Origin of the sequence: Streptomyces sp. Qhu_M48, from assembly GCF_051305195.1 — a bacterium.
Lineage (GTDB): Bacteria > Actinomycetota > Actinomycetes > Streptomycetales > Streptomycetaceae > Streptomyces.
On record NZ_CP195432.1, the window covers coordinates 1,103,803 to 1,125,974 of the forward strand.

19 protein-coding genes and 2 tRNA genes are annotated in these 22,172 nt (G+C 70.0%); 17 read left to right on the top strand and 4 right to left on the bottom strand.

All coding sequences use genetic code 11. The features are described 5' to 3' along the window. Positions 1-19 precede the first annotated feature (19 nt). Complete coding sequence (locus ACRRSS_RS05240; protein ID WP_435970040.1) at positions 20-1,165, top strand: PP2C family protein-serine/threonine phosphatase; 1,146 nt, start codon at positions 20-22, stop codon at positions 1,163-1,165. Positions 1,166-1,316: 151 nt separating this feature from the next. Further along, entirely contained in the window at positions 1,317-1,511 is a 195-nt protein-coding gene (locus ACRRSS_RS05245) for a hypothetical protein (protein WP_435970041.1), read from the top strand. A gap of 23 nt (positions 1,512-1,534) precedes the next feature. Here the strand turns inward: ACRRSS_RS05245 and ACRRSS_RS05250 are convergent, their stop codons facing one another. Further along, positions 1,535-1,918 (bottom strand): amphi-Trp domain-containing protein, encoded by a 384-nt coding sequence (locus tag ACRRSS_RS05250; RefSeq protein WP_435970042.1) that lies wholly within the window; start codon positions 1,916-1,918, stop codon positions 1,535-1,537. A 101-nt stretch (positions 1,919-2,019) separates the two neighbouring features. Then, positions 2,020-2,093 (bottom strand) — tRNA-Gly (locus ACRRSS_RS05255). Between the two features lie 132 nt (positions 2,094-2,225). Here ACRRSS_RS05255 and ACRRSS_RS05260 point away from each other — a divergent pair. From ACRRSS_RS05260 to clpX, 5 genes are all read left to right on the top strand, one after another. Next, positions 2,226-2,302 (top strand) — tRNA-Pro (locus ACRRSS_RS05260). A 171-nt stretch (positions 2,303-2,473) separates the two neighbouring features. Next, positions 2,474-3,859, top strand: coding sequence for a trigger factor (gene tig / locus ACRRSS_RS05265; protein ID WP_435970043.1), 1,386 nt, complete (start codon positions 2,474-2,476; stop codon positions 3,857-3,859). 240 nt (positions 3,860-4,099) lie between these two features. Further along, positions 4,100-4,717 carry an ATP-dependent Clp protease proteolytic subunit gene (locus ACRRSS_RS05270; protein WP_351910667.1) on the top strand — a complete coding sequence of 206 codons (618 nt, stop codon included), beginning with the start codon at positions 4,100-4,102 and terminating at the stop codon, positions 4,715-4,717. Positions 4,718-4,782: 65 nt separating this feature from the next. Then, on the top strand, positions 4,783-5,445 hold the full coding sequence (locus ACRRSS_RS05275) for an ATP-dependent Clp protease proteolytic subunit (RefSeq protein ID WP_435970044.1): 663 nt from the start codon (positions 4,783-4,785) through the stop codon (positions 5,443-5,445). Between the two features lie 156 nt (positions 5,446-5,601). After that, positions 5,602-6,885, top strand: coding sequence for an ATP-dependent Clp protease ATP-binding subunit ClpX (clpX, locus tag ACRRSS_RS05280; RefSeq protein WP_015033605.1), 1,284 nt, complete (start codon positions 5,602-5,604; stop codon positions 6,883-6,885). A gap of 72 nt (positions 6,886-6,957) precedes the next feature. On the opposite strand, the gene ACRRSS_RS05285 is transcribed toward clpX, so the two are convergent. Then, positions 6,958-7,917, bottom strand: a complete 960-nt coding sequence (locus ACRRSS_RS05285; RefSeq protein WP_435970045.1) for a hypothetical protein — start codon at positions 7,915-7,917, stop codon at positions 6,958-6,960. A 138-nt stretch (positions 7,918-8,055) separates the two neighbouring features. Between ACRRSS_RS05285 and ACRRSS_RS05290 the strand changes: the two genes are divergently transcribed. Together ACRRSS_RS05290 and ACRRSS_RS05295 are read left to right on the top strand one after the other, a co-directional pair. Beyond that, positions 8,056-10,677 (top strand): valine--tRNA ligase, encoded by a 2,622-nt coding sequence (locus ACRRSS_RS05290; RefSeq protein WP_435970046.1) that lies wholly within the window; start codon positions 8,056-8,058, stop codon positions 10,675-10,677. Positions 10,678-10,928: 251 nt separating this feature from the next. Next, positions 10,929-12,068: a sensor histidine kinase gene (locus ACRRSS_RS05295; protein ID WP_435970047.1), complete on the top strand. Its 1,140-nt coding sequence runs from the start codon at positions 10,929-10,931 to the stop codon at positions 12,066-12,068. A gap of 105 nt (positions 12,069-12,173) precedes the next feature. On the opposite strand, the gene ACRRSS_RS05300 is transcribed toward ACRRSS_RS05295, so the two are convergent. Next, the gene (locus tag ACRRSS_RS05300; RefSeq protein ID WP_435970048.1) at positions 12,174-13,196 is read right to left on the bottom strand and encodes a rod shape-determining protein; all 1,023 of its coding nucleotides are present in this window, start codon (positions 13,194-13,196) and stop codon (positions 12,174-12,176) included. Between the two features lie 111 nt (positions 13,197-13,307). Between ACRRSS_RS05300 and folC the strand changes: the two genes are divergently transcribed. The 8 genes from folC (at position 13,308) to rodA (ending at position 22,156) form a co-directional block, all read left to right on the top strand. After that, complete coding sequence (gene folC, locus ACRRSS_RS05305; RefSeq protein ID WP_435970049.1) at positions 13,308-14,825, top strand: bifunctional tetrahydrofolate synthase/dihydrofolate synthase; 1,518 nt, start codon at positions 13,308-13,310, stop codon at positions 14,823-14,825. A gap of 5 nt (positions 14,826-14,830) precedes the next feature. Next, positions 14,831-15,196, top strand: a complete 366-nt coding sequence (locus tag ACRRSS_RS05310) for a DUF4233 domain-containing protein (protein ID WP_351910559.1) — start codon at positions 14,831-14,833, stop codon at positions 15,194-15,196. A gap of 66 nt (positions 15,197-15,262) precedes the next feature. Then, positions 15,263-15,676 (top strand): nucleoside-diphosphate kinase, encoded by a 414-nt coding sequence (gene ndk / locus ACRRSS_RS05315; protein ID WP_121830245.1) that lies wholly within the window; start codon positions 15,263-15,265, stop codon positions 15,674-15,676. A gap of 292 nt (positions 15,677-15,968) precedes the next feature. Further along, positions 15,969-16,988: a rod shape-determining protein gene (locus tag ACRRSS_RS05320; protein WP_125753625.1), complete on the top strand. Its 1,020-nt coding sequence runs from the start codon at positions 15,969-15,971 to the stop codon at positions 16,986-16,988. 109 nt (positions 16,989-17,097) lie between these two features. Next, on the top strand, positions 17,098-18,078 hold the full coding sequence (mreC, locus tag ACRRSS_RS05325) for a rod shape-determining protein MreC (RefSeq protein WP_435970050.1): 981 nt from the start codon (positions 17,098-17,100) through the stop codon (positions 18,076-18,078). Next, positions 18,075-18,743 (top strand): rod shape-determining protein MreD, encoded by a 669-nt coding sequence (mreD, locus tag ACRRSS_RS05330; RefSeq protein WP_435970051.1) that lies wholly within the window; start codon positions 18,075-18,077, stop codon positions 18,741-18,743. The genes mreC and mreD overlap by 4 nt, the downstream gene beginning before the upstream one ends. 19 nt (positions 18,744-18,762) lie before the next feature. After that, positions 18,763-20,952: a penicillin-binding protein 2 gene (mrdA, locus tag ACRRSS_RS05335; RefSeq protein WP_435970052.1), complete on the top strand. Its 2,190-nt coding sequence runs from the start codon at positions 18,763-18,765 to the stop codon at positions 20,950-20,952. Positions 20,953-20,956: 4 nt separating this feature from the next. After that, positions 20,957-22,156, top strand: coding sequence for a rod shape-determining protein RodA (rodA, locus tag ACRRSS_RS05340; protein WP_435970053.1), 1,200 nt, complete (start codon positions 20,957-20,959; stop codon positions 22,154-22,156). Positions 22,157-22,172: the final 16 nt, after the last annotated feature.

A 22,172-nucleotide genomic window follows, 5' to 3' on the forward strand; every position in this document is an offset into this window, starting at 1 on the left:
ATGGATAGGGTCCAGGCCAATGGGACCCCGCGCCGGAGTGAACACGTACGCGGCCCGGACGCGCAGACGCGCCCGCCGGGCCCGCATCGCGCTGCGCAAGTCCGGCGTCGACTACTTCCGCGGGGACGGCTCCGACTGGCTCGCCTTCGCCGCACTCCTCCTGATGATTCCGGCCATCGCCTGCGGAACCGTCCTCAACCCCGTCTGGTGCGCGCCCGCCGCACTCGTCCTGCCCATCGTCGCCGGCGGACTGCTGCTGCGCCCCGCCAGCCTCCTCGGCCTGTACGCGGCCGCGGCGGGCGCCCTCATCGTCGAGTCCGTCGTCCTCGGCCCCTACACCCAGGGCCCCGCCCGGGTCACCCCCGGCACCGTCCTGGTCGTCGCCGCCTGCGGCCTCTTCGGCCTGCTCATCGCCCAGTTCCGGGCCCGCGTCGGCGTCCCCTGGCGGCGCGGCGGCACCATGCTCTTCGACCTGCGCGAACGCATCCGCGTCCAGAGCGCCCTGCCCCGGCTCCCGCAGGGCTGGCACCGCGAGATGGCGCTGCGCCCGGCCGGCGGCCAGTCCTTCTCCGGAGACTTCGTCGTCGCCGCCCGCACCCACGGCGGACGCACCCTGGAGGTCGTCCTCACCGACGTCTCCGGCAAGGGCATGGACGCGGCCTCCCGCTCCCTGCTGCTCTCCGGCGCCTTCGGCGGACTCCTCGGCTCACTCCCGCCGGACGGCTTCCTGCCCGCCGCCAACGGCTACCTGCTCCGGCAGAACTGGGACGAGGGCTTCGCCACCTCCATCCACCTCGTCCTCGACCTGGAGTCCGGGGACTACGAACTCTTCTCCGCCGGCCACCTCCCCGCCCTCCAGCTCCACGCGGGCAGCGGCCGCTGGGAGGAGATGGCCGCCGAAGGTCCCCTCCTCGGCGTCTACGACGGCGCCGAGTTCCACCCGGTCAAGGGCTCACTGCGCCCCGGCGACGCCCTCATGCTCTTCACCGACGGCCTGGTCGAGGCCGCCGACCGGGACATCGCCGAGGGCATCGACCGCCTCACCGGCGAGGCCGACCGCTGCGTCGCCGAGGGCTTCGACGGCGTGGCCTGGCACCTGATCGAGGCCGTCGCCAAGGACGTCAACGACGACCGGGCCCTGCTCCTGATCTCCCGCCCGGTCTGACCGGCCCGCCCGCCGTGTGACGTGATCCTCTTCACGACGATTCGTCACCACGCAGCGGGGGCAGGGGGGTTGGTGGCACCATGGAGCCGGGGGGTGTCAGGCGTGCGCTTCCCGGCGGGCAAGGCGGGACCGACCGAGGGTGTGATCAGTTGTGGCCATTTCACTGTCTGTGGTGTTGCTGTTGGCAATCATCCTGGTAGTGCTGATCCGAGGGGGGAACCTCAAGGGCGGCCCGGCCGTGGTCGCGGTCCTCTTCGGCTTCTTCCTCGCCTCGACCGGCATGGCGGACGACATCCAGCGCTTCCTGGACTCGATAACGCAGACGGTCGCCGCCATCAAGTTCTGAGCCCACCGTCCCACGGGCGCGCCTCAGGAGGACTTCGCCGCCGCCCGCTTCGTCCTCCCGCCACCGGCGGAGGCCTTCGCCGACTTGGCGGGCGTGGATCCGGACCGCGCGGACTTCGTGGCCGGCGCGGACTCGGCGTCCGCCGGCTTCGCCGACGCGGCGGGCGCGCTCTTCCTGGGCCGGCGCGTCGGCCACTTGAGCTCGATCTCCAGCTCGATCTCGCCGTGGTCCACCTCGAACTCCACCTCGCAGCGGAGCTCGTCGGGGATCCGCAGGCTCAAGGTCCCCGATCCCAGCTCCAGCTCGGCCTCCCCGCCCTGACGCAGGGCGGCGGCGAGCGCCGTGAGCTGGTCCGCCGCCTCGGCGCGGGACAGGGAGCGCTTCTGCTCGAACTTCAGGTCCGTCATGAGCCCAGTCTGCGCGCGCCCGCCGGACCCGGCATCTCGTGCCCGTTGAACGACCTCGGGGCCGGTCAGGAGAAGACTTCTCCTGACCGGCCCCGAAGCGGTGGAGCGGGTGACGGGAATCGAACCCGCGTAGCTAGTTTGGAAGACTAGTGCTCTACCATTGAGCTACACCCGCACAGCGTCGCGCCGCAGGTCACGAGGACCGCGGCACGAAGAGCATGGTAGCGGTTCCGGGGCGGTTCGCGCACACCCGTGAAACAGAGGGCGCCGCACAGTCCCCGTCCATGTACCCTACGTGTCGCACCGACGGGGTGTGGCGCAGCTTGGTAGCGCGTCCGCTTTGGGAGCGGAAGGCCGTGGGTTCAAATCCCGCCACCCCGACCATGACGATCACGCGCCCGGCGTGCGCGCACTTGATCACGTTGTGGGCGTCATCCCGCTTGCGGTTACTATGCAAGCTGCGTGCCCGTGTGTCTTTCTGACCGGGCCGACCCGCCGGGACCGCCACACGCGGAACCGGTGGATTCCAGGAATCAGCCACAAGGAGACCGAACCGTGAAGAGCGCCGTGGAGACCCTGAACCCGACTCGGGTTCGGCTCACTGTCGAGGTGCCCTTCGAGGAGCTCAAGGACAGCCTCGACGCGGCGTACAAGAAGATCAACCAGCAGGTCACGGTCAAGGGCTTCCGTAAGGGCAAGATCCCTGCTCGCGTGATCGACCAGCGGTTCGGCCGCGGCGCCGTGCTGGAAGAGGCCGTCAACGACGCGCTCCCGAAGTTCTACACCGAGGCCGTCAACGAGGCCGAGGTCAACCCGCTCGGCCAGCCCGAGGTCGACATCACCGAGCTGAAGGACGGCGAGCTGCTGGCCTTCACCGCCGAGGTGGACATCCGCCCGACGATCGAGATCCCGGACTACTCCGGCATCGAGGTCACCGTCGACGCGGTCGAGGTCACCGACGAGGACGTCGAGAAGTCCGTGGAGCAGCTCCGCGAGCGCTTCGCCTCGACCTCCCCGGTCGAGCGTGCCGCCCAGGACGGCGACGTCGTCACCATCGACCTCGAGGCCAAGGTCGACGGCGAGGTCCTCCCCGACGGTGTCGCCGACGGTGTCTCGTACACCATCGGTTCGGGCGAGCTGCTCGACGGCATCGACGAGGCCGTCAAGGGCCTGGAGGCCGGTGGCGAGGCCACCTTCACCTCGCAGCTGAAGGGCGGCTCCGCCGAGGGCAAGGACGCGGAGGTCACCGTCAAGGTCACCACCGTCGCCGCCCGTGAGCTCCCCGAGCTGGACGACGAGTTCGCCCAGCTCGCCTCGGAGTTCGACACCCTCGACGAGCTCAAGGCCGACAGCCGCAAGCGCCTTGAGAACATGAAGCAGTTCGACCAGGCCACCCAGGCCCAGGAGCGCGTCCTCGACGAGCTCCTCAAGCTGGTCGAGGTCCCGATGCCCGAGAAGCTTCTCGAGGACGAGATCAACACCCGCAAGCACAACCTGGAGCACCACCAGCTCGGCCAGATGGGCATCGACCTCGCGAAGTACCTGGAGATCCAGGGCAAGACCGAGGAGGAGTTCCTGGCCGAGACCCATGAGCAGGCCGAGAAGGGCATCAAGACGCAGTTCATCCTCGACGAGCTCGTCAACAAGGAGAAGCTCGACGTCTCCCGCGAGGAGCTCACCGAGCACCTGTTCCGCCGTGCCGCCTCCTCCGGCATGAGCCCCGACCAGTTCGCCCAGGCCGTGGCCGAGGGCGGCCAGGTGCCGATGCTCGTCGGCGAGGTCGCCCGCGGCAAGGCCCTCGCGGTCGTCGTCGAGGCCGCCAAGGTCGTCGACACCAACGGTGAGGTCGTCGACCTCTCGGACGACGAGGACGAGACCGAGACCGCCGCCGAGGCCGTCGAGGCCGTCACCGGCGAGGCCGAGGTCTCCGAGGACAAGTAAGGGGCCTCCCGCCCCGCGCGGACCCCGTGTCACGGGCCCGTACGCACTCCTGTGCGTACGGGCCCGTGGCGGTACGCGGACCCCGTTACGCGCCCCAACTACCTTGCGCTCCCAGCGAACAGTTCGGGAACCGGGATGGCGTTGTCCTACCTGCGCGTTAGGGTCCATGAATACGAGGGCAGTGCCCTCCGAACGAGACGCTGAGACGGCTCTGGCCGTCGGAGACGAGCAGGTGGATACGTGACGAATCTGAAGCCTTACGCCGCGGGTGAGCCGTCCATCGGTGGCGGCCTCGGCGACCATGTCTACAACCGGCTGCTCGGCGAGCGCATCATCTTCCTCGGCCAGCAGGTCGACGACGACATCGCCAACAAGATCACCGCTCAGATGCTCCTCCTGGCCGCCGACCCGGACAAGGACATCTTCCTCTACATCAACAGCCCCGGTGGCTCGGTGACCGCCGGCATGGCCGTCTACGACACCATGCAGTACATCCCGAACGACGTCGTCACCATCGGTATGGGCATGGCGGCCTCCATGGGCCAGTTCCTGCTCACCGGTGGCACCCCCGGCAAGCGCTTCGCGCTGCCGAACACCGACATCCTGATGCACCAGGGCTCCGCCGGTATCGGCGGCACGGCCTCCGACATCAAGATCCAGGCCGAGTACCTCCTCCGTACGAAGCAGCGCATGGCCGAGATCACCGCGCACCACTCCGGCCAGACCGTCGAGGCGATCATCCGCGACGGTGACCGCGACCGCTGGTTCACCGCGGACGAGGCCAAGGGGTACGGCCTGATCGACGACATCATCACGCACGCCGCGGGTGTTCCGGGCGGCGGCGGTACGGGCGCCTGAGCGCCGGCAGCCCGCCGAAGAGCCCCAGCCCCCCGCCGAACGCCACCAGGACGGTGAACACCCAGATGCAGAACAACCTCTCCCCGAGCGGCCTCTACACCGGCGCGCCGATGGACAACCGCTACGTCGTGCCGCGCTTCATCGAGCGCACCTCGCAGGGCGTGCGCGAGTACGACCCGTACGCGAAGCTCTTCGAGGAGCGCGTGATCTTCCTCGGCGTGCAGATCGACGACGCCTCCGCCAACGACGTCATGGCGCAGCTGCTGTGCCTGGAGTCGATGGACCCGGACCGCGACATCTCGATCTACATCAACAGCCCCGGTGGCTCCTTCACCGCGCTGACGGCGATCTACGACACCATGCAGTTCGTGAAGCCGGACATCCAGACGGTCTGCATGGGCCAGGCGGCCTCCGCCGCGGCCGTGCTGCTCGCCGCCGGCACCCCCGGCAAGCGGATGGCCCTGCCGAACGCCCGCGTGCTGATCCACCAGCCGTCCGGCGGCACCGGCCGTGAGCAGCTCTCCGACCTGGAGATCGCGGCGCGCGAGATCCTGCGCATGCGCAGCCAGCTGGAGGAGATGCTGGCCAAGCACTCCTCGACCCCGATCGAGAAGATCCGCGACGACATCGAGCGCGACAAGATCCTGACGGCCGAGGACGCCCTCGCGTACGGGCTCGTCGACCAGATCGTCTCGACCCGTAAGAGCACGGCCTCCTCGGAGCGCTGACGCCCGACCTTCCCTCGGCGCGGGGCGCGTGGCCGAATCGCGACCATGTGAACCGTGCCAAGGGGGGCCCGAACGGGGGGCCCGGCAAGGTACCGTCGAATATGAGGCACCAGGAGTCGCTGAACCAAGCACTCCCAGGCGAAGGGGAAGCACCTCGTGGCACGCATCGGTGATGGCGGCGACCTGCTCAAGTGCTCGTTCTGCGGAAAGAGCCAGAAGCAGGTGAAGAAGCTCATCGCGGGACCCGGTGTGTACATCTGCGACGAGTGCATCGACCTCTGCAACGAGATCATCGAGGAAGAACTCGCGGAGACGAGCGAGGTGCGCTGGGAGGAACTCCCCAAGCCCCGCGAGATCTACGAGTTCCTCGAGGGGTACGTCGTCGGGCAGGAGCCCGCGAAGAAGGCCCTCTCGGTCGCGGTCTACAACCACTACAAGCGCGTCCAGGCCGGTGAGAACGGCGGCGCGCAGGGCAGGGACGACGCGATCGAACTCGCGAAGTCCAACATCCTGCTCCTCGGCCCCACGGGATCCGGCAAGACGCTCCTCGCGCAGACGCTCGCGCGCATGCTGAACGTCCCGTTCGCCATCGCCGACGCGACGGCGCTGACGGAGGCCGGCTATGTCGGCGAGGACGTCGAGAACATCCTGCTCAAGCTGATCCAGGCGGCGGACTACGACGTCAAGAAGGCCGAGACCGGGATCATCTACATCGACGAGATCGACAAGGTCGCCCGTAAGAGCGAGAACCCGTCGATCACGCGCGACGTCTCCGGCGAGGGCGTGCAGCAGGCCCTGCTGAAGATCCTGGAGGGCACCACCGCCTCCGTACCGCCGCAGGGCGGACGGAAGCATCCGCACCAGGAGTTCATCCAGATCGACACGACGAACGTGCTCTTCATCGTGGGCGGCGCCTTCGCCGGCCTGGAGAAGATCATCGAGTCGCGGGCGGGCGCCAAGGGCATCGGCTTCGGGGCGACCATCCGCTCCAAGCGCGAGATCGAGGCGAGCGACCAGTTCCAGGAGGTCATGCCGGAGGACCTGGTGAAGTTCGGGATGATCCCCGAGTTCATCGGCCGTCTCCCCGTCCTCACCTCCGTCCACAACCTGGACCGCGAGGCGCTCCTCCAGATCCTGGTCGAGCCGCGCAACGCGCTGGTGAAGCAGTACCAGCGCCTCTTCGAACTCGACGGTGTGGAGCTGGACTTCGACCGCCCGGCGCTGGAGGCCATCGCCGACCAGGCGATCCTGCGCGGCACCGGCGCGCGTGGCCTGCGGGCCATCATGGAGGAGGTCCTCCAGTCGGTGATGTACGAGGTCCCGTCCCGCAAGGACGTGGCCCGGGTCGTCATCACGGCGGACGTCGTCCGCAACAACGTCAACCCGACGCTGGTCCCGCGGATCGTGAAGAACGACGGCAGGCACGAGAAGTCGGCCTGACGCCACGAGCACGACGAAGTGAGGGGGTCCCACCCGAAGGTGGGACCCCCTCACTCATGTCCGGTCAGGCGCTCAGAGCTTGACGCGAACCTCCTTGCGGAGCTTGGCGGTGATCGCGGCGGCGTCCTCGGCGGAGCCGGCCGTCCCCGTGAGCGCGGACGCCATGTCGATGGGCACCACGAAGCCCACGGTGCTGTGATCGGCCCAGACGCACATCGTGACGCTGAAGGCGGGGGTGCCCGAGGTGCTGTCGGCCTTCCCCTTGGCCTGCTGGCACTTCAGGACCGCGCCGTCGAGCTCCGCGGGCTTGTACTCCTGCGGGCTGCCCTGCAGCTGAGGCGCGTCGGGCTTGCCCGCGTCCTTCTCCGCCTTGGTCTTGGCGCTGGCGAAGATGAGGTCGACGACCTTCTCGGGGTCCTCGATCTCGCCGTAGAGACCGCTGAAGGAGATCAGCTTGCTCGCCAGCGGATTGGCCTTGTTCTCCACCTGGTAGGAGGCGCTGACCTTCTTGGCGTTCTTGACGCCGTTCTTCTCGGCCTCCGCCAGGGAGTCGTCGCCGGACGTACCGCCCTTGTCGGGCATCTTCTTGTACTCGGTGAGCACCGTCTCCGGGGTGATCAGCTTGTGCGGGCCGTCGTCCGCGACCGAGGCACCGCCGCCGCCCCCGAACACGAAGTACGCGCCCACGCCCAGCGCCGCGACGACCGCGACCGCGCCGATGATCCAGCCGGCCTTGGACTTCTTCGGGGCCGGCGGGTGCGGGACGTAGCCGCCGGGGCCCTGGGGGGCGCCGTACTGCGGCTGCTGGCCGTAGGGGCCCGGCTGCTGGCCCTGCGGGTAGCCGTACGGCGGCTGCTGCGGCGGGACGCCCTGCGGGGCCTGCTGGGGGTACCCGTAACCAGGCTGGGGCGCCTGCGGCTGGCCGTACGGGCCCGGCTGCTGCGGCTGCTGGCCGTAGGGGCCCGGCTGGCCGTACGGCCCGGGCTGCTGGGGCGGCTGGCCGCCGTACGGGCCCGGCTGGTTGTAGCTCATCGACAGGTTCCCCTCACAGGATGTTTATGCCTACCGAACATCCTGGCGGAACCGTCGGACACCCGGTGCGGCGGGGGCCACACCGTTACCGAACCAAAGCGTTTCGGGACAGGCCCGCAACACCCCTAAACTGGGCCCGTGACCGAGAACACTCAGCAGCAGACAGCGCCCATCACCGAACTGCCGACCCAGTACGCGCCGGCCGAGGTAGAGGGGCCGCTGTACGAGCGCTGGGTAGAGCGCGGGTACTTCGAGGCGGACGAGAAGAGCGAGAAGCCGCCGTACACGATCGTCATCCCGCCGCCGAACGTCACCGGTTCGCTCCACCTGGGCCACGCCTTCGAGCACACGCTGATCGACGCCCTCACCCGCCGCAAGCGCATGCAGGGTTACGAGACGCTGTGGCAGCCCGGCATGGACCACGCCGGCATCGCCACCCAGAACGTCGTCGAGCGTGAGCTCGCCAAGGAGGGCAAGTCCCGCCACGACCTGGGCCGTGAGGCGTTCGTCGAGCGTGTCTGGCAGTGGAAGGCCGAGTCCGGTGGCCAGATCTCCGGCCAGATGAAGCGTCTGGGCGACGGCGTCGCCTGGTCCCGTGAGCGCTTCACCATGGACGAGGGCCTCTCCCAGGCCGTCCAGACCATCTTCAAGAAGCTCTACGAAGACGAACTGATCTACCGCGCCGAGCGCATCATCAACTGGTGTCCGCGCTGCCTCACGGCCATCTCGGACATCGAGGTCGAGTACCAGGACGACGACGGCGAGCTCGTCTCCATCCGGTACGGCGAGGGGGACGACTCCCTGGTCGTCGCCACCACCCGCGCCGAGACGATGCTCGGAGACACGGCCGTCGCCGTCCACCCCGACGACGAGCGGTACAAGCACCTGGTCGGCACGCAGATCAAGCTGCCGCTGACCGACCGTACGATCCCGGTCGTCGCCGACACTCACGTCGACCCCGAGTTCGGCACCGGCGCCGTCAAGGTGACCCCGGCGCACGACCCCAACGACTTCGAGATCGGCCAGCGCCACAACCTGCCGAACCTCGCCGTCATGGACGAGCGCGCGGTCATCACCGTCCACGGCCCCTTCCAGGGACTGGACCGCCTGGAGGCCCGCTCCGCCATCGTCGCCGCGCTGCGCGCCGAGGGCCGGATCGTCGCCGAGAAGCGTCCGTACACCCACTCCGTCGGCCACTGCTCGCGCTGCAAGACCACCATCGAGCCGCGCCTGTCGCTGCAGTGGTGGGTCAAGGTCGGCCCGCTCGCGCAGGCCGCCGGTGACGCCGTCCGCGACGGCAAGGTCAAGATCCACCCGCAGGAGATGGAGAAGCGGTACTTCGACTGGGTCGACAACCTGCACGACTGGTGCATCTCGCGCCAGCTGTGGTGGGGCCACCGCATCCCCGTCTGGTACGGCCCGAACGGCGAGATCGTCTGCGTCGGCCCGGACGAGCAGCCGCCGACCGGTGAGGGCTGGCACCAGGACACCGACGTCCTGGACACCTGGTTCTCCTCCGGCCTGTGGCCGTTCTCCACGCTCGGCTGGCCCGAGCGGACCGAGAGCCTCGAGAAGTTCTACCCGAACTCCGTCCTGGTCACCGGCTACGACATCCTCTTCTTCTGGGTCGCCCGGATGATGATGTTCGGTCTGTACGCGATGGACGGCACCCCGCCGTTCCACACCATCGCCCTGCACGGCATGGTCCGTGACCAGAACGGCAAGAAGATGTCGAAGTCCTTCGGCAACGTGGTCAACCCGCTGGACTGGATGGACGAGTACGGCTCCGACGCCGTCCGCTTCACCCTCGCCAACGGCGCCAACCCGGGCGTCGACGTCCCGATCGGCGAGGACTGGGTCAAGGCCTCCCGGAACTTCGCCAACAAGATCTGGAACGCCACCCGCTTCGCGCTGATGAACGGCGCGACGGTCGAGGGCCCGCTGCCGGACGCCGCCGAGATGTCCGCGACGGACCGCTGGATCCTCTCGCGGCTCAACAAGACGGTCGCCGAGGTCGACGCGTTCTACGACGACTACCAGTTCGCGAAGCTCGCCGACGCCCTCTACCACTTCGCGTGGGACGAGGTCTTCGACTGGTACGTCGAGCTGTCGAAGACCACGTTCTTCGCGGGCGGCGACCAGGCCAAGGTCTCCGGCCGGGTCCTCGGCGAGGTCCTGGACGTGATGCTGCGGCTGCTCCACCCGATCGTCCCGTTCGTCACCGAGACGCTCTGGACCACGCTCACCGGCAAGGAGTCCGTGGTCATCGCGGAGTGGCCCACCGACTCGGGCTTCCGCGACGAGGCCGCCGAGAAGGAGATCGAGCTGGTCCAGCGGGTCGTCACCGAGGTCCGCCGGTTCCGCTCGGACCAGGGCCTCCAGCCCGGCCAGAAGGTGCCCGCCCGCTTCGACCTGACCGGCACGGCGCTCGCCCCGCACGAGGCCGCCATCCGTCAGCTGCTGCGCCTCCAGCCGGAGGGCGAGGGCTTCTCCGCCACCGCCTCCCTGCCGGTCGCCGGCGCCACCGTCGCCCTCGACCTGTCGGGGACGATCGACGTGGAGGCGGAGCGCAAGCGCCTCACGAAGGACCTCGCGGCGGCCGAGAAGGAGAAGGCCCAGGCGAACGGCAAGCTCGGCAACGAGGCCTTCCTGGCGAAGGCCCCGGACAACGTGGTCGACAAGATCCGCACCCGCCTCGCCAAGGCGGACGAGGACATCGCCCGCATCCGGACCCAGCTGGCGACCCTGCCGCAGGCCTAGGAATCGGAAAGTCGAAGGGCCCGGAACCGCCACGGCGGTTCCGGGCCCTTCGCGTACCCCTCAGGGCTCCGTGGCGACCGGGCCGACCCTCGCCGTCGCGGCGTTCCGCCCGAGGCGAGGGGCAACTGCTCCTGGGCGCCGTCGTGCACGGTTCCGAGTCAAACAGGAATACGGACGAAGTGCCCGATGTCACATCAGACGGGACTTCAGGTCCACGTCGTCGGGACGAAAGACCTTGGATGATGGAAGGCATGCTCCGCCTCCCCGCCGTCCCCGCGCTGCGCCGTCGCGTGGACCGGTGGGCGGTCTCGCCCCGCGCCCTCGACGTCGTCGCCGCGCTCAGCGCCTTCGGCCTGATGCTCCTGGACGTGCCGGGGCTGGCCCGCGCCGACAACTCCCTCAGCGGGTTCACCGCGACCCTGGTCCTGGCGGCCGGAGCCGCCACCCTGGTGCTCCGGCGCCGGCTGCCGTGGGTCCCGTACGTCGTGGCGCTCGCCCTGATGGGCTGGCTGCACGAGCTGACGATGATTCAGTTCGCGCTGTACTCGATCGGCCGGTACCGGGGGCGGCGGGCCGTCGTCGTCGCGACCCTGCTGTACATCGGCGTGGCCTACGCCCTCTTCCACACGCCCGGCTGGCCCGCCCGGCACGGCGACACCCTGAGCGAGTTCCTGAGCCTGGTCGTCCCGATCGGCGTCCTCGCGGCGGGCGTCGGCGTCGCCGCGTACCGGCAGGACCTCGTCCGCGCCCTGGAGGTCCAGCGGCGCGAGGCCGCCGCCCGGCAGGCCGTCCAGGAGGAGCGGATCTCCGTCGGCCGGGACGTCCACGACCTGGTCGGCCGTGAGCTGACCGTCCTCGCGGTACGGGCCGAGGTCCTCGCCGTACGGGCCAGGGGAGAGGCCCACCGGAAGGACTTCGAGGAGCTCGCGGACACCGCCCGGCGGGCCCACCTCATGCTCAACGAGACGATCGTGCGCCGCGCCGACCGGGAGGCGGCCACCCCCGGCCTCGAAGGGCTCCCCGAACTCGCCGGGGAGAGCGAGCGGATGGGCAGCCCCGTGGAGCTGACGGTCGCCGAGGAGGCGAAGGCGCTGTCGCCGCTGCGGCAGGCCGCCGTCCACCGCGTCGTCCGGGAGTGCCTGACGAACGCGGCCAAGCACGCGCCCGGCCTGCCGGTGACGGTCGCGATCACGGTCGAGGGACCCGATCTGCGGATCGAGGTGCGCAACCCGCTGCCGAAGACCCCGCCGGACCCGGCCCCCGTCTCGACCGGCACCGGCCTGTTCTCGATGGAGGAGCGGGTCACCAGCATGGGCGGCACGCTGAAGGCCCGCCGGGAGGGCGACGACTATCTGGTGACAGCGCTGCTGCCGACGGGGCTGGACCGCTAGCCGTGCAACCAGTCGTCCGGCGGACCTCGTGCCCGTCCGACGGCGGGCGCGGTCGGCGGCCGGGCCGTACCGGCGGGTGCCGGCGGCGGCCGGGCCGCCAAGCGTTCAGCGCACCGTCTCCGCCTTCCCCATCACCCGCTGCAGCCCGTCGAAGTCCTCCACGCACCGCCCCGAGCCGATCGCCACGCAGTCCAGCGGGTCGTCCGCGACGAAGACCGGGATGCCCGTCGCCGAGGCCATCCGCAGATCGAGGCCGGGCAGCAGCGCCCCGCCGCCGGTGAGCACGATGCCGTGTTCCATCACGTCCCCGGCCAGCTCCGGCGGGCACTCCTCCAGGGTGACCCGCACCGCCGCGATGATCGCCTCCACGGGCTCGTCGAGCGCCGCCCGCACCTCCGGCACCGTCAGCTCCACCGTCCGGGGCAGCCCGCTGACCTTCTGCCGGCCCCGCACGGTGAAGGTCAGCCGCTCCCGCTCCTCCTCGCCCGGCACCGGCCAGGCCGTGCCGATCGCGACCTTGACGTCCTCGGCGGTCCGCTCGCCGATGAGAAGCCCGTGCTCCTTGCGGACGAAGTCGGTGAGGGCCGCGTCCATGCGGTCGCCGCCCACCCGCAGCGACTGCGCGGTGACGATCCCGCCCAGCGAGATCACGGCCACCTCGGTCGTGCCGCCGCCGATGTCGACGACCATCGAGCCGCGCGGGTCGGAGACCGGCAGCCCGGCCCCGATCGCCGCCGCCATCGGCTCCTCGATCAGGTGGACCGCCCGCGCGCCCGCCGAGAGCGAGGCGTGCACGATCGCCCGCCGTTCGACCTGGGTGACCCCGCTCGGCACGCAGACCACCATCCGGGTACGGGGCCGCCGGCGGCCCGGGACGGCCTTGCGCACGAAGTGCCGGATCATCTCCTCGGCCGCCTCGTAGTCGCTGATCACGCCGTCCCGCAGCGGCCGGATCGCGGTGATCGAACCCGGCGTGCGCCCGATGGTCTCCTTCGCCTCCGTGCCGACCGCGAGCGCCTGCCGCGAGCCCTCCTGCACCGCCACCACGGAGGGCTCGTTGAGCACGATGCCGCGCCCGCGTGCGTAGAGGAGCGTGTTGGCCGTGCCGAGGTCGATCCCTATGTCCATGATCGCCAAGTTTGCCGGGCCGGTCCGGCGGACGGCGGACCGAAAGTCCCGAATGGGGCGGGTCCATGGTCCTGCGGTCGTCGCGTCGGTACCCGTCCGTAGACTGGCCCCGTGAGTGAGCCCCGCGACCCGTCCGACACGCCCGACCCCTCCGACGCGTTCGACGACATCGTCGACAACGAAACCCACCGAGACCCCGACCTGGCGGTGATCGAGGCCGGCAGCCGCACCCTGCGCACGCAGGCCGGTCCGCCCCAGGGCGACCCCGTGCCCGGCCGCCCGGAGGACCCCGAGCTGGACAAGGCGCTGCGGGAGGTCGAGACCGAGCTGTCCACCCGCTGGGGCGAGACCAAGCTGGAGCCCTCGGTCACCCGAATCGCGGCCCTGATGGACGTGCTCGGCGAGCCGCAGCGCGCGTACCCCTCGATCCACATCACCGGCACCAACGGCAAGACGTCGACGGCCCGCATGATCGAGGCCCTGCTCGGCGCCTTCGAGCTGCGCACCGGGCGGTACACCTCGCCGCACGTGCAGACCATCACCGAGCGGATCAGCCTCGACGGCGCCCCGATCTCCGCCGAGCGGTTCGTCGAGACGTACGAGGACATCAAGCCGTACGTGGAGCTGGTCGACGCCCGCGAGGAGTACCGGCTCTCCTTCTTCGAGGTCCTCACCGGAATGGCGTACGCGGCCTTCGCCGACGCCCCGGTCGACGTGGCCGTCGTCGAGGTCGGCATGGGCGGCACCTGGGACGCGACGAACGTCATCGACGGCTCCGTCGCCGTCGTCACCCCGATCGACCTGGACCACACCGACCGGCTCGGCGGGACGACCGCCGAGATCGCCGGCGAGAAGTCCGGGATCATCAAGCGGGGCGCGACCGTGGTCCTGGCCCAGCAGCCGGTGGACGCGGCGCAGGTCCTGCTCAAGAAGGCCGTGGGGGAGGACGCCACCGTGGCCCGCGAGGGCATGGAGTTCGGCATCGTCTCCCGCGAGGTCGCGGTCGGCGGCCAGCTCCTCACCCTGCGCGGCCTGGGCGGCGAGTACGACACCGTCTTCCTGCCGCTGCACGGCGCGTACCAGGCGCACAACGCCGCCGTGGCGCTCGCGGCGGTCGAGGCCTTCTTCGGGATCGGCGCCGAGCACGCCAGGACCCTGGACGTGGACACGGTCCGCCGGGCCTTCGCCCAGGTGGCCTCGCCCGGCCGCCTGGAGATCGTCCGCTCCTCCCCGACGGTGATCCTGGACGCCGCGCACAACCCGCACGGCGCGCGGGCGACGGCGGAGGGCGTCAGCGAGGCCTTCGGCTTCTCGAGGCTCATCGGCGTGGTCTCGACCAGCGGCGACAAGGATGCCAGGGGACTTCTGGAGGCCTTCGAGCCGATCTTCGCGGAGGTCGTCGTCACGGCGAACTCCAACCCCCGTGCCACCGACGTGGACACGCTCGCCGCCGTCGCGGTCGAGGTCTTCGGCGAGGACCGGGTCGTCGTCGAGCCGAGGCTCGACGACGCCATCGAGGCGGCCATCACCCTCGCGGAGGAAGAGGCCGAGTACGGCGGCGCGGGTGTCCTGGTGACCGGTTCGATCTTCACGGTCGGCGATGCCCGGCTGCTGCTGCGAAGGGGCTGAACCCGATGCGTACCCTCTGTTCCTCGACGCTGATCGGCGAGTTCTTCGTGATCGGCTTCGCCGGGCTCGTCGCCATGAAGGACGACAGCCTCGCCATGTCCACCGTGTGGTGGGTCTGCGGCGTCGCCATGGTCCTCTCGGTGCTGCTCTGCGGGATGGTCACCCGTCCCGGCGGGGTGCAGCTCGGCTGGGCCCTCCAGATCGGCCTCGTCCTGAGCGGCTTCGTCGTGCCGACGATGTTCTTCCTCGGCGCGGTCTTCGCCGGCCTGTGGTGGGCCTCCGTGCACTACGGGCGACGGATCGACGACATCAAGGCGCGCTGGGCCGAGGAGCACCCCGCGGGGGCTTCGGCAGGGCCTGACGCTGCGTAATCGAGGCACGTGCGGGACCTGTAGCCTCGGAGGTCCCGCACACCGCTTTTCCGAAGGAGTCACCCCGTGAGCCAGCGCACGCTCGTCCTGCTCAAGCCCGACGCCGTCCGCCGTGGCCTGGTCGGCGAGATCATCGGCCGTATCGAGCGCAAGGCCGGCTGGACCCTGGCGGCCCTGGAACTGCGCGAGCTGGACCAGGAGACCCTGGAGCAGCACTACGGCGAGCACAAGGGCAAGCCCTTCTACGAGCCGCTGATGGGCTTCATGTCCTCCGGTCCCGTCGTCGCGCTCGTCGTCGAGGGCGAGCGGGTCATCGAGGGCGTTCGCCAGCTGGCCGGTCCGACCGACCCGATCGCCGCCGCCCCGGGATCGATCCGCGGTGACTTCGGCACCATCGTCCGGGAGAACCTGATCCACGCCTCCGACTCGGAGGAGTCCGCCCTCCGCGAGCTGAAGATCTTCTTCCCGGGTCTCGTCTGATCCACGCTGACCGCGCGTCAGCCGAACGCAGCACCCTGTGGGGCGACCGAAGGAATTCGGTCGCCCCCAGGCATATGAACGCAAAAGCCGGGAACGGATCGCCGCGTCCTACCGTCACCTGTACAGAGGTGGACCACCGCGCGGTATCCGGGCGGGCGGCACTACGATGGAAAAATCCACGCCGCACCACCTTCAGCCACCCAACTTCAGCCACCGTTTCGCCTACCTGAGAAGCCGTCAACGCTCGCTGGGGAAGGCCCGAAGCATCCTCATGGGAAACAAGGGGAACTCAATGTCGTTCATCGGCCGTGACATGGCTGTCGACCTCGGGACCGCCAACACGCTGGTGTACGTCAGGGGTCGAGGCATCGTTCTGAACGAGCCGTCCGTCGTCGCCATCAACACCAACACCGGCGGCATCCTCGCGGTCGGCGCCGAGGCGAAGAAGATGATCGGCCGGACCCCCGGCAACATCGTCGCCGTCCGGCCCCTGAAGGACGGCGTGATCGCCGACTTCGAGATCACGGAGCGGATGCTCCGCTACTTCATCCTCAAGATCCACAAGCGCCGCTACCTGGCCCGCCCCCGGGTCGTCGTCTGCGTGCCCTCCGGCATCACCGGTGTGGAGCGCCGCGCCGTCATCGAGGCCTCGACCCAGGCCGGCGCCCGCCAGGTGCACATCATCGAGGAGCCCATGGCGGCGGCCATCGGCTCGGGCCTCCCCGTCCACGAGGCCACCGGCAACATGGTCGTGGACATCGGCGGCGGCACCACCGAGGTCGCCGTCATCTCCCTCGGCGGAATCGTCACGGCACAGTCGATCCGGGTCGCCGGCGACGAGCTGGACAACGCGATCATCCAGCACATCAAGAAGGAGTACTCGCTCCTCCTCGGTGAGCGCACCGCCGAACAGATCAAGATCACCATCGGCTCGGCGTACGACCTCGACAAGGACGAGCACACCGAGATCCGCGGCCGTGACCTCGTCTCCGGTCTCCCCAAGACCGTGGTCATCTCCGCCGCCGAGGTCCGCAAGGCCATCGAGGAGCCGGTCAACGCGATCGTCGACGCCGTGAAGACCACCCTCGACAAGTGCCCGCCGGAACTCTCCGGTGACGTCATGGACCGTGGCATCGTTCTCACGGGTGGCGGCGCCCTGCTCCGCGGCCTGGACGAGCGCCTCCGCCGCGAGACCGGCATGCCGATCCACATCGCCGAGGACCCGCTGGACTCGGTGGCGCTCGGCGCCGGCAAGTGCGTCGAGGAGTTCGAGGCCCTCCAGCAGGTCCTGGACGCCCAGCCGCGCCGCTAGGTCACCACCCGTTCGGCCCCACGGCCGCCAGCACCACCCGTACGGCCCCACGAGAGAACAACCGCCCAGCCGAACAACCGAACCACGAGGAAAGGCACGGCCGCCGCACGTGAGGGACACACGAGAGAGCCGGCTGCTCCTGGTGCTGCTGATCGCCATCGCGTTCGCACTGATCACGGTGGACATCCGCGGCGGTCAGGAGTCACCCGTCGACGGCGCCCGACAGGCCGCCGCCGCGGTCTTCGGGCCCGTCGAGAACGGTGTGGCGGCCGCCGTCGATCCCATCGGCAACGCCATAGGCGCGGTCCGGGACTCCGGCGAGCGGCACACCCGGATCGCCGCCCTGGAGAAGGAGAACGCCGAACTCAAGGCCGAGCTCGGCAGCGACGACCGCAACCGCAACCGGGTGCGCGAACTCGACGCCATGCTGAAGACCGCCGGTGCCGGGCAGTACGGCATCAAGGGCGCGCAGGTCATCGCCATCGGAGCGGCCCAGGGCTTCTCCTGGACCGTCACCGTCGACGTGGGCGCCCGCGACGGCGTCAAGCGGGACATGACCGTCCTCAACGGCTCCGGACTCGTCGGCCGCGTCACCACCGTCGGCCCGTCCACCTCCACGGTGCTCCTCGCCAACGACCCCGACTTCACCGTCGGTACGCGCATGGAGAAGTCCGACGAGCTGGGCTTCGCCACCGGCCAGGGCGACGGGCCGCTGCTCGTGCAGCTCCTCAACGGCAAGGCCAAGGTGAAGCCCGGCGACCGGCTCGTCACCTTCGGGTCGAGCGGCGACAAGCCCTTCGTGCCCGGTGTCCCGGTCGGCGAGGTCGTCCGCGTCGACCCGGCGGGCGGCGGTCTGACCCGCAACATGTACGTCCGCCCGTACGTCGGCTTCACCAAGCTCGACATCGTGGGCGTCGTCGTCCAGGCCCCCGGCTCCGACCCGCGCGACATGGTGCTTCCGCAGAAGCCCAAGCCCGCGCCGACCGTCACGGTCACGGCCACGCCGCCGCCACCGGACGGACAGCGGCAGAACGGCGACACCACCGACCGGCAGGGCCAGAACCAGGACCAGGGGGACGCGACACCGTGAAGTTCAACCGCATCCTCCTCTCCGCCACCCTGATCGTGGTGGCCCTGGTCGTCCAGGTCTCCGTGCTCGCGCGCCTCCAGCTCCCCGGCGCCGTCCCCGACCTGGTCCTCCTCACCGTCGTCGGCCTCGCCCTCGTCCACGGACCCGTCAGCGGTTCCCTCATCGGCTTCACCGCCGGGCTCCTCGCCGACCTGGCGCCGCCCGCCGACCACGCCGCCGGCCGCTACGCCCTCGTGCTCTGCGTCATCGGCTACCTCGTCGGCCTGGCCCGCCCGGAGAACGGCCGGCTCACCTCCGCGACCGGCCCCATGGCCGTCGTCGTCGCGGCCGCCGTCGGCTCCACCCTGCTGTACGCCGGGGTGGGCGCCCTCGTCGGCGACACCGCGGCCCGCCATGTCGGCCTCGGATTCCTGCTCTTCACGGCGGCCGTGTACGACCTGCTCCTCGCCCCGTTCACGGTGCCGCTCATCATGGCCCTGGCCAGACGCGCGGAGAACGATCCGCTCGCCGACGCCGGCGGGGGCAACGGCGCCGACGTCGCCTCCGGCTGGCTCTCCTCCGGCACCGGCCTGAGGATCGGGACCCAGCGCGGCGGCCTGCGGGTGAAGGCCGCCCGGAGCCGCGCCTCACGGGCCGGACGCATCAAGGGAGTCAAGCGACTGTGACCGAGAGGGCACCGGCGGTATGAGCAACATCCCCGAGACAGGACGGACCCCACGGGTCCAGATCCGGCTCGTCGTCATCCAGATCCTCGTCTTCTCGCTGCTGCTGACCCTGGGGGGCCGGCTCTGGTACCTCCAGATCCGCAACGGCAAGGAGTACACGGACGAGGCGAAGAACAACCACGTCCAGCAGGTCGTACAGCCCGCCGTGCGCGGCTCCGTCCTCGACGCCCGCGGCGTCCCGCTCGCCGACAACGAGACCCGGCTCGTGGTCTCCGCGTCCCGCACCGAGCTGATGAAGATGAAGGACCGGGGCAAGACCGTCCTGACCCGGCTCGCCGGCGTCCTCGACATGAAGCCCGACGAGGTCATCAACAAGATCCGGCTCTGCGACTCCAAGACGCCCAAGCCCTGCTGGAACGGTTCGCCCTACCAGCCGATCCCGGTCACCGACGAGGCCACCACCCAGCAGGCGCTGACGATCCGTGAGAGCTCCGAGGACTTCCCCGGCATCACCGCCGAACCCACCGCCGTCCGACGGTACGCCGCGCCCGGCAAGGCCCGTACCGCCCAGGTGCTCGGCTACCTCTCGCCCGTCACCGACGCGGAGATCGAGAAGGCCAAGGACACCGACTCGCCGTTCCTCCGCTCCGACCAGGTGGGCCGCTCCGGGATCGAGCGCACCTACGACAAGGAACTGCGGGGCAAGGCCGGCGTGACCCGCTACGAGGTGGACAACCTCGGCCGCGTCATGGGCCAGACGAAGTCCGACCCCGGGGTGGCCGGCTCCACCCTCGTCACCAGCATCGACGCCCGGGTCCAGGCCGTCGCCGAGTACGAGCTCAACGCGGCGATGAAGCTCGTCCGGGGCGAGACCGACAAGATCACCGGCCGCAAGTACGAAGCCGACTCGGGCGCCGTCGTCGTCATGGAGACCAAGACCGGCCGCGTCGTCGCGATGGCCTCCCAGCCCGACTACGACCCCAACGCCTGGGTCGGCGGCATCTCGGCCAAGGACTACACCGCACTCACCAGCAAGGGCTCCAACTACCCGCTGCTGAACCGGGCCATCCAGGGGCAGGCCCCCGCCGGCTCCATCTTCAAGGTCGTCTCGGCGAGCGCCGCCGTACGAGCCGGCTACGACTTCAACGACAAGTACAACTGCAGCAGCTCCTACAGCCTCGGCAGCCGCAGCTTCGCCAACTTCGAGTCCCAGGGCCACGGCCCCATCACCCTCGGGGACGCCCTCAAGTTCTCCTGCAACACCGTCTTCTACGCCCTCGGCCACAAGGAGTGGCAGCGCGACGGCGGGATCACGCCCAAGAAGGGCGCCCACGACTGGTTCTACACGACCGCCCGCGACTTCGGACTCGGTTCCGAGACCGGCATCGACCTGCCCAACGAGGTCACCGGCCGCATCCCCGACCGCAGGTGGAAGCAGAACTTCTGGGAGGCGAACAAGGACGCCTGGTGCAAGCAGGGCAAGAAGGGCGGCACCTACGTCCAGCAGATCGCCTACGAGAGCTGCCTCGAAGGCAACCAGCTGAAGGCCTACGACAGCATCAACTTCGCCATCGGCCAGGGAGACGTCCTCGTCACCCCCATCCAGATGGCCACCGCCTACGCCGCCATCTCCAACGGCGGCACCCTCTACGACCCCACCGTGGGCAAGGCCGTGATCAGCCCCGACGGGAAGACGATCCGGGAGATCAAGCCCAAGGCTCACGGCAAGCTGCCGGTCGACGCCCGGACCGTCCGCGACCTCGACAAGGGCCTGCGCTCCGTCGTCGAGCCCGGCGGCACCGCCGCCTGGCGGTTCGGCGGCTGGCCCCAGGACAAGATCCCGATGCGGGCCAAGACCGGAACGGCCCAGGTGTACGGCAAGCAGACCACCTCCTGGCTGGCGACCTACACCGACGACTTCACCATCGTCATGACGATCTCCCAGGGCGGTACCGGCTCGGGCGCCTCCGGCCCCGCCGTGCGCAACATCTACGACGCCCTCTACGGGCTCGACGACGCGGGCAACCAGGACCTCAAGCGCGCCCTGCTGCCCAAGCCGCAGAAGGCCCTGCCGAAGATCAACGCCGACGGAACCATCGACGCCCCCGACATCAGGCCGTACGACCCCAAGTCGCAGCTGGTCGACCCCGCCGAGAACGGCGGCGGAGTACCGGCGCTCGCGGGCCCGCCTCCCCACCTGAGGGACTGACACGATGACGACCCGCACGAGCTTCTCCGTGTCCCGTTACGCCCCCGATCGCGGGCCGGTCGCACGCCTCACCGCCCGTGACTCGGTGCTGCGCCGGCTCGACTGGCCGATCCTCCTCTCGGCCCTCACGCTCTCCCTGCTGGGCGCGCTGCTCGTCTGGTCCGCCACCCGCGGGCGCACCGAGCTCAACAACGGCGACCCGTACTACTTCCTCTTCCGGCACCTGTTGAACACCGGCATCGGCGTCGCCCTGATGATCGGCACGATCTGCCTCGGCCACCGCACCCTGCGCGGTGCCGTGCCCGTCCTCTACACCGTCTCCATCGTGCTGATCCTCGCGGTCCTCACCCCGCTCGGCGCCACCATCAACGGCGCCCACGCCTGGATCGTCGTCGGCGGCGGCTTCTCCCTCCAGCCCAGTGAGTTCGTGAAGATCACGATCATCCTGGTCATGGCCGTGCTGCTGGCGGCCAAGGTCGACGCCGGAGACCAGCTCCACCCCGACCACCGGACCGTCGCCAAGGCCCTGGTGCTCGCCGCCCTGCCGATGGGCATCGTGATGCTGATGCCCGACCTCGGCTCCGTCATGGTCATGGCCGTCATCGTGCTCGGGGTACTGCTCGCCTCCGGAGCGTCCAACCGCTGGGTCCTCGGCCTGATCGGCGCCGGCATCGGCGGCGCCGTCCTCGTCACCGCGCTCGGCATGCTCGACGAATACCAGATCAACCGCTTCGCCGCCTTCGCCAACCCCGAGCTCGACCCGGCGGGCGTCGGCTACAACACCAACCAGGCACGGATCGCGATCGGCTCCGGCGGCCTGTACGGCGCGGGCCTCTTCGAGGGACACCAGACCAGCGGCCAGTTCGTGCCCGAGCAGCAGACCGACTTCGTCTTCACCGTCGCGGGGGAGGAGCTGGGCTTCATCGGCGCCGGCCTGATCCTCGTCCTCCTCGGCGTCATCCTCTGGCGCGCCTGCCGGATCGCCCGCGAGACCACCGAGCTCTACGGCACGGTCGTCGCGGCCGGGATCATCGCCTGGTTCGCCTTCCAGTCATTCGAGAACATCGGCATGACGCTCGGCATCATGCCGGTCGCGGGCCTGCCGCTGCCGTTCGTCTCGTACGGCGGTTCGTCGATGTTCGCGGTGTGGGTGGCGATCGGACTGCTCCAGTCGATCAGGGTGCAGCGGCCGATGACGGCCTGAGACCCCCTCCCGCCGC

Coding starts and splice junctions, on each gene's coding strand:
- ACRRSS_RS05275 (WP_435970044.1), top strand. CDS start 4,783: ATGCAGAACAACCTCTCCCCGAGCGGCCTCTACACCGGCGCGCCGATG.
- ACRRSS_RS05320 (WP_125753625.1), top strand. CDS start 15,969: ATGTCGTTCATCGGCCGTGACATGGCTGTCGACCTCGGGACCGCCAAC.
- ACRRSS_RS05295 (WP_435970047.1), top strand. CDS start 10,929: ATGCTCCGCCTCCCCGCCGTCCCCGCGCTGCGCCGTCGCGTGGACCGG.
- ACRRSS_RS05250 (WP_435970042.1), bottom strand. CDS start 1,918: ATGACGGACCTGAAGTTCGAGCAGAAGCGCTCCCTGTCCCGCGCCGAG.
- ACRRSS_RS05285 (WP_435970045.1), bottom strand. CDS start 7,917: ATGAGCTACAACCAGCCGGGCCCGTACGGCGGCCAGCCGCCCCAGCAG.
- mrdA (WP_435970052.1), top strand. CDS start 18,763: ATGAGCAACATCCCCGAGACAGGACGGACCCCACGGGTCCAGATCCGG.
- ACRRSS_RS05240 (WP_435970040.1), top strand. CDS start 20: ATGGGACCCCGCGCCGGAGTGAACACGTACGCGGCCCGGACGCGCAGA.
- ACRRSS_RS05310 (WP_351910559.1), top strand. CDS start 14,831: ATGCGTACCCTCTGTTCCTCGACGCTGATCGGCGAGTTCTTCGTGATC.
- ACRRSS_RS05300 (WP_435970048.1), bottom strand. CDS start 13,196: ATGGACATAGGGATCGACCTCGGCACGGCCAACACGCTCCTCTACGCA.
- rodA (WP_435970053.1), top strand. CDS start 20,957: ATGACGACCCGCACGAGCTTCTCCGTGTCCCGTTACGCCCCCGATCGC.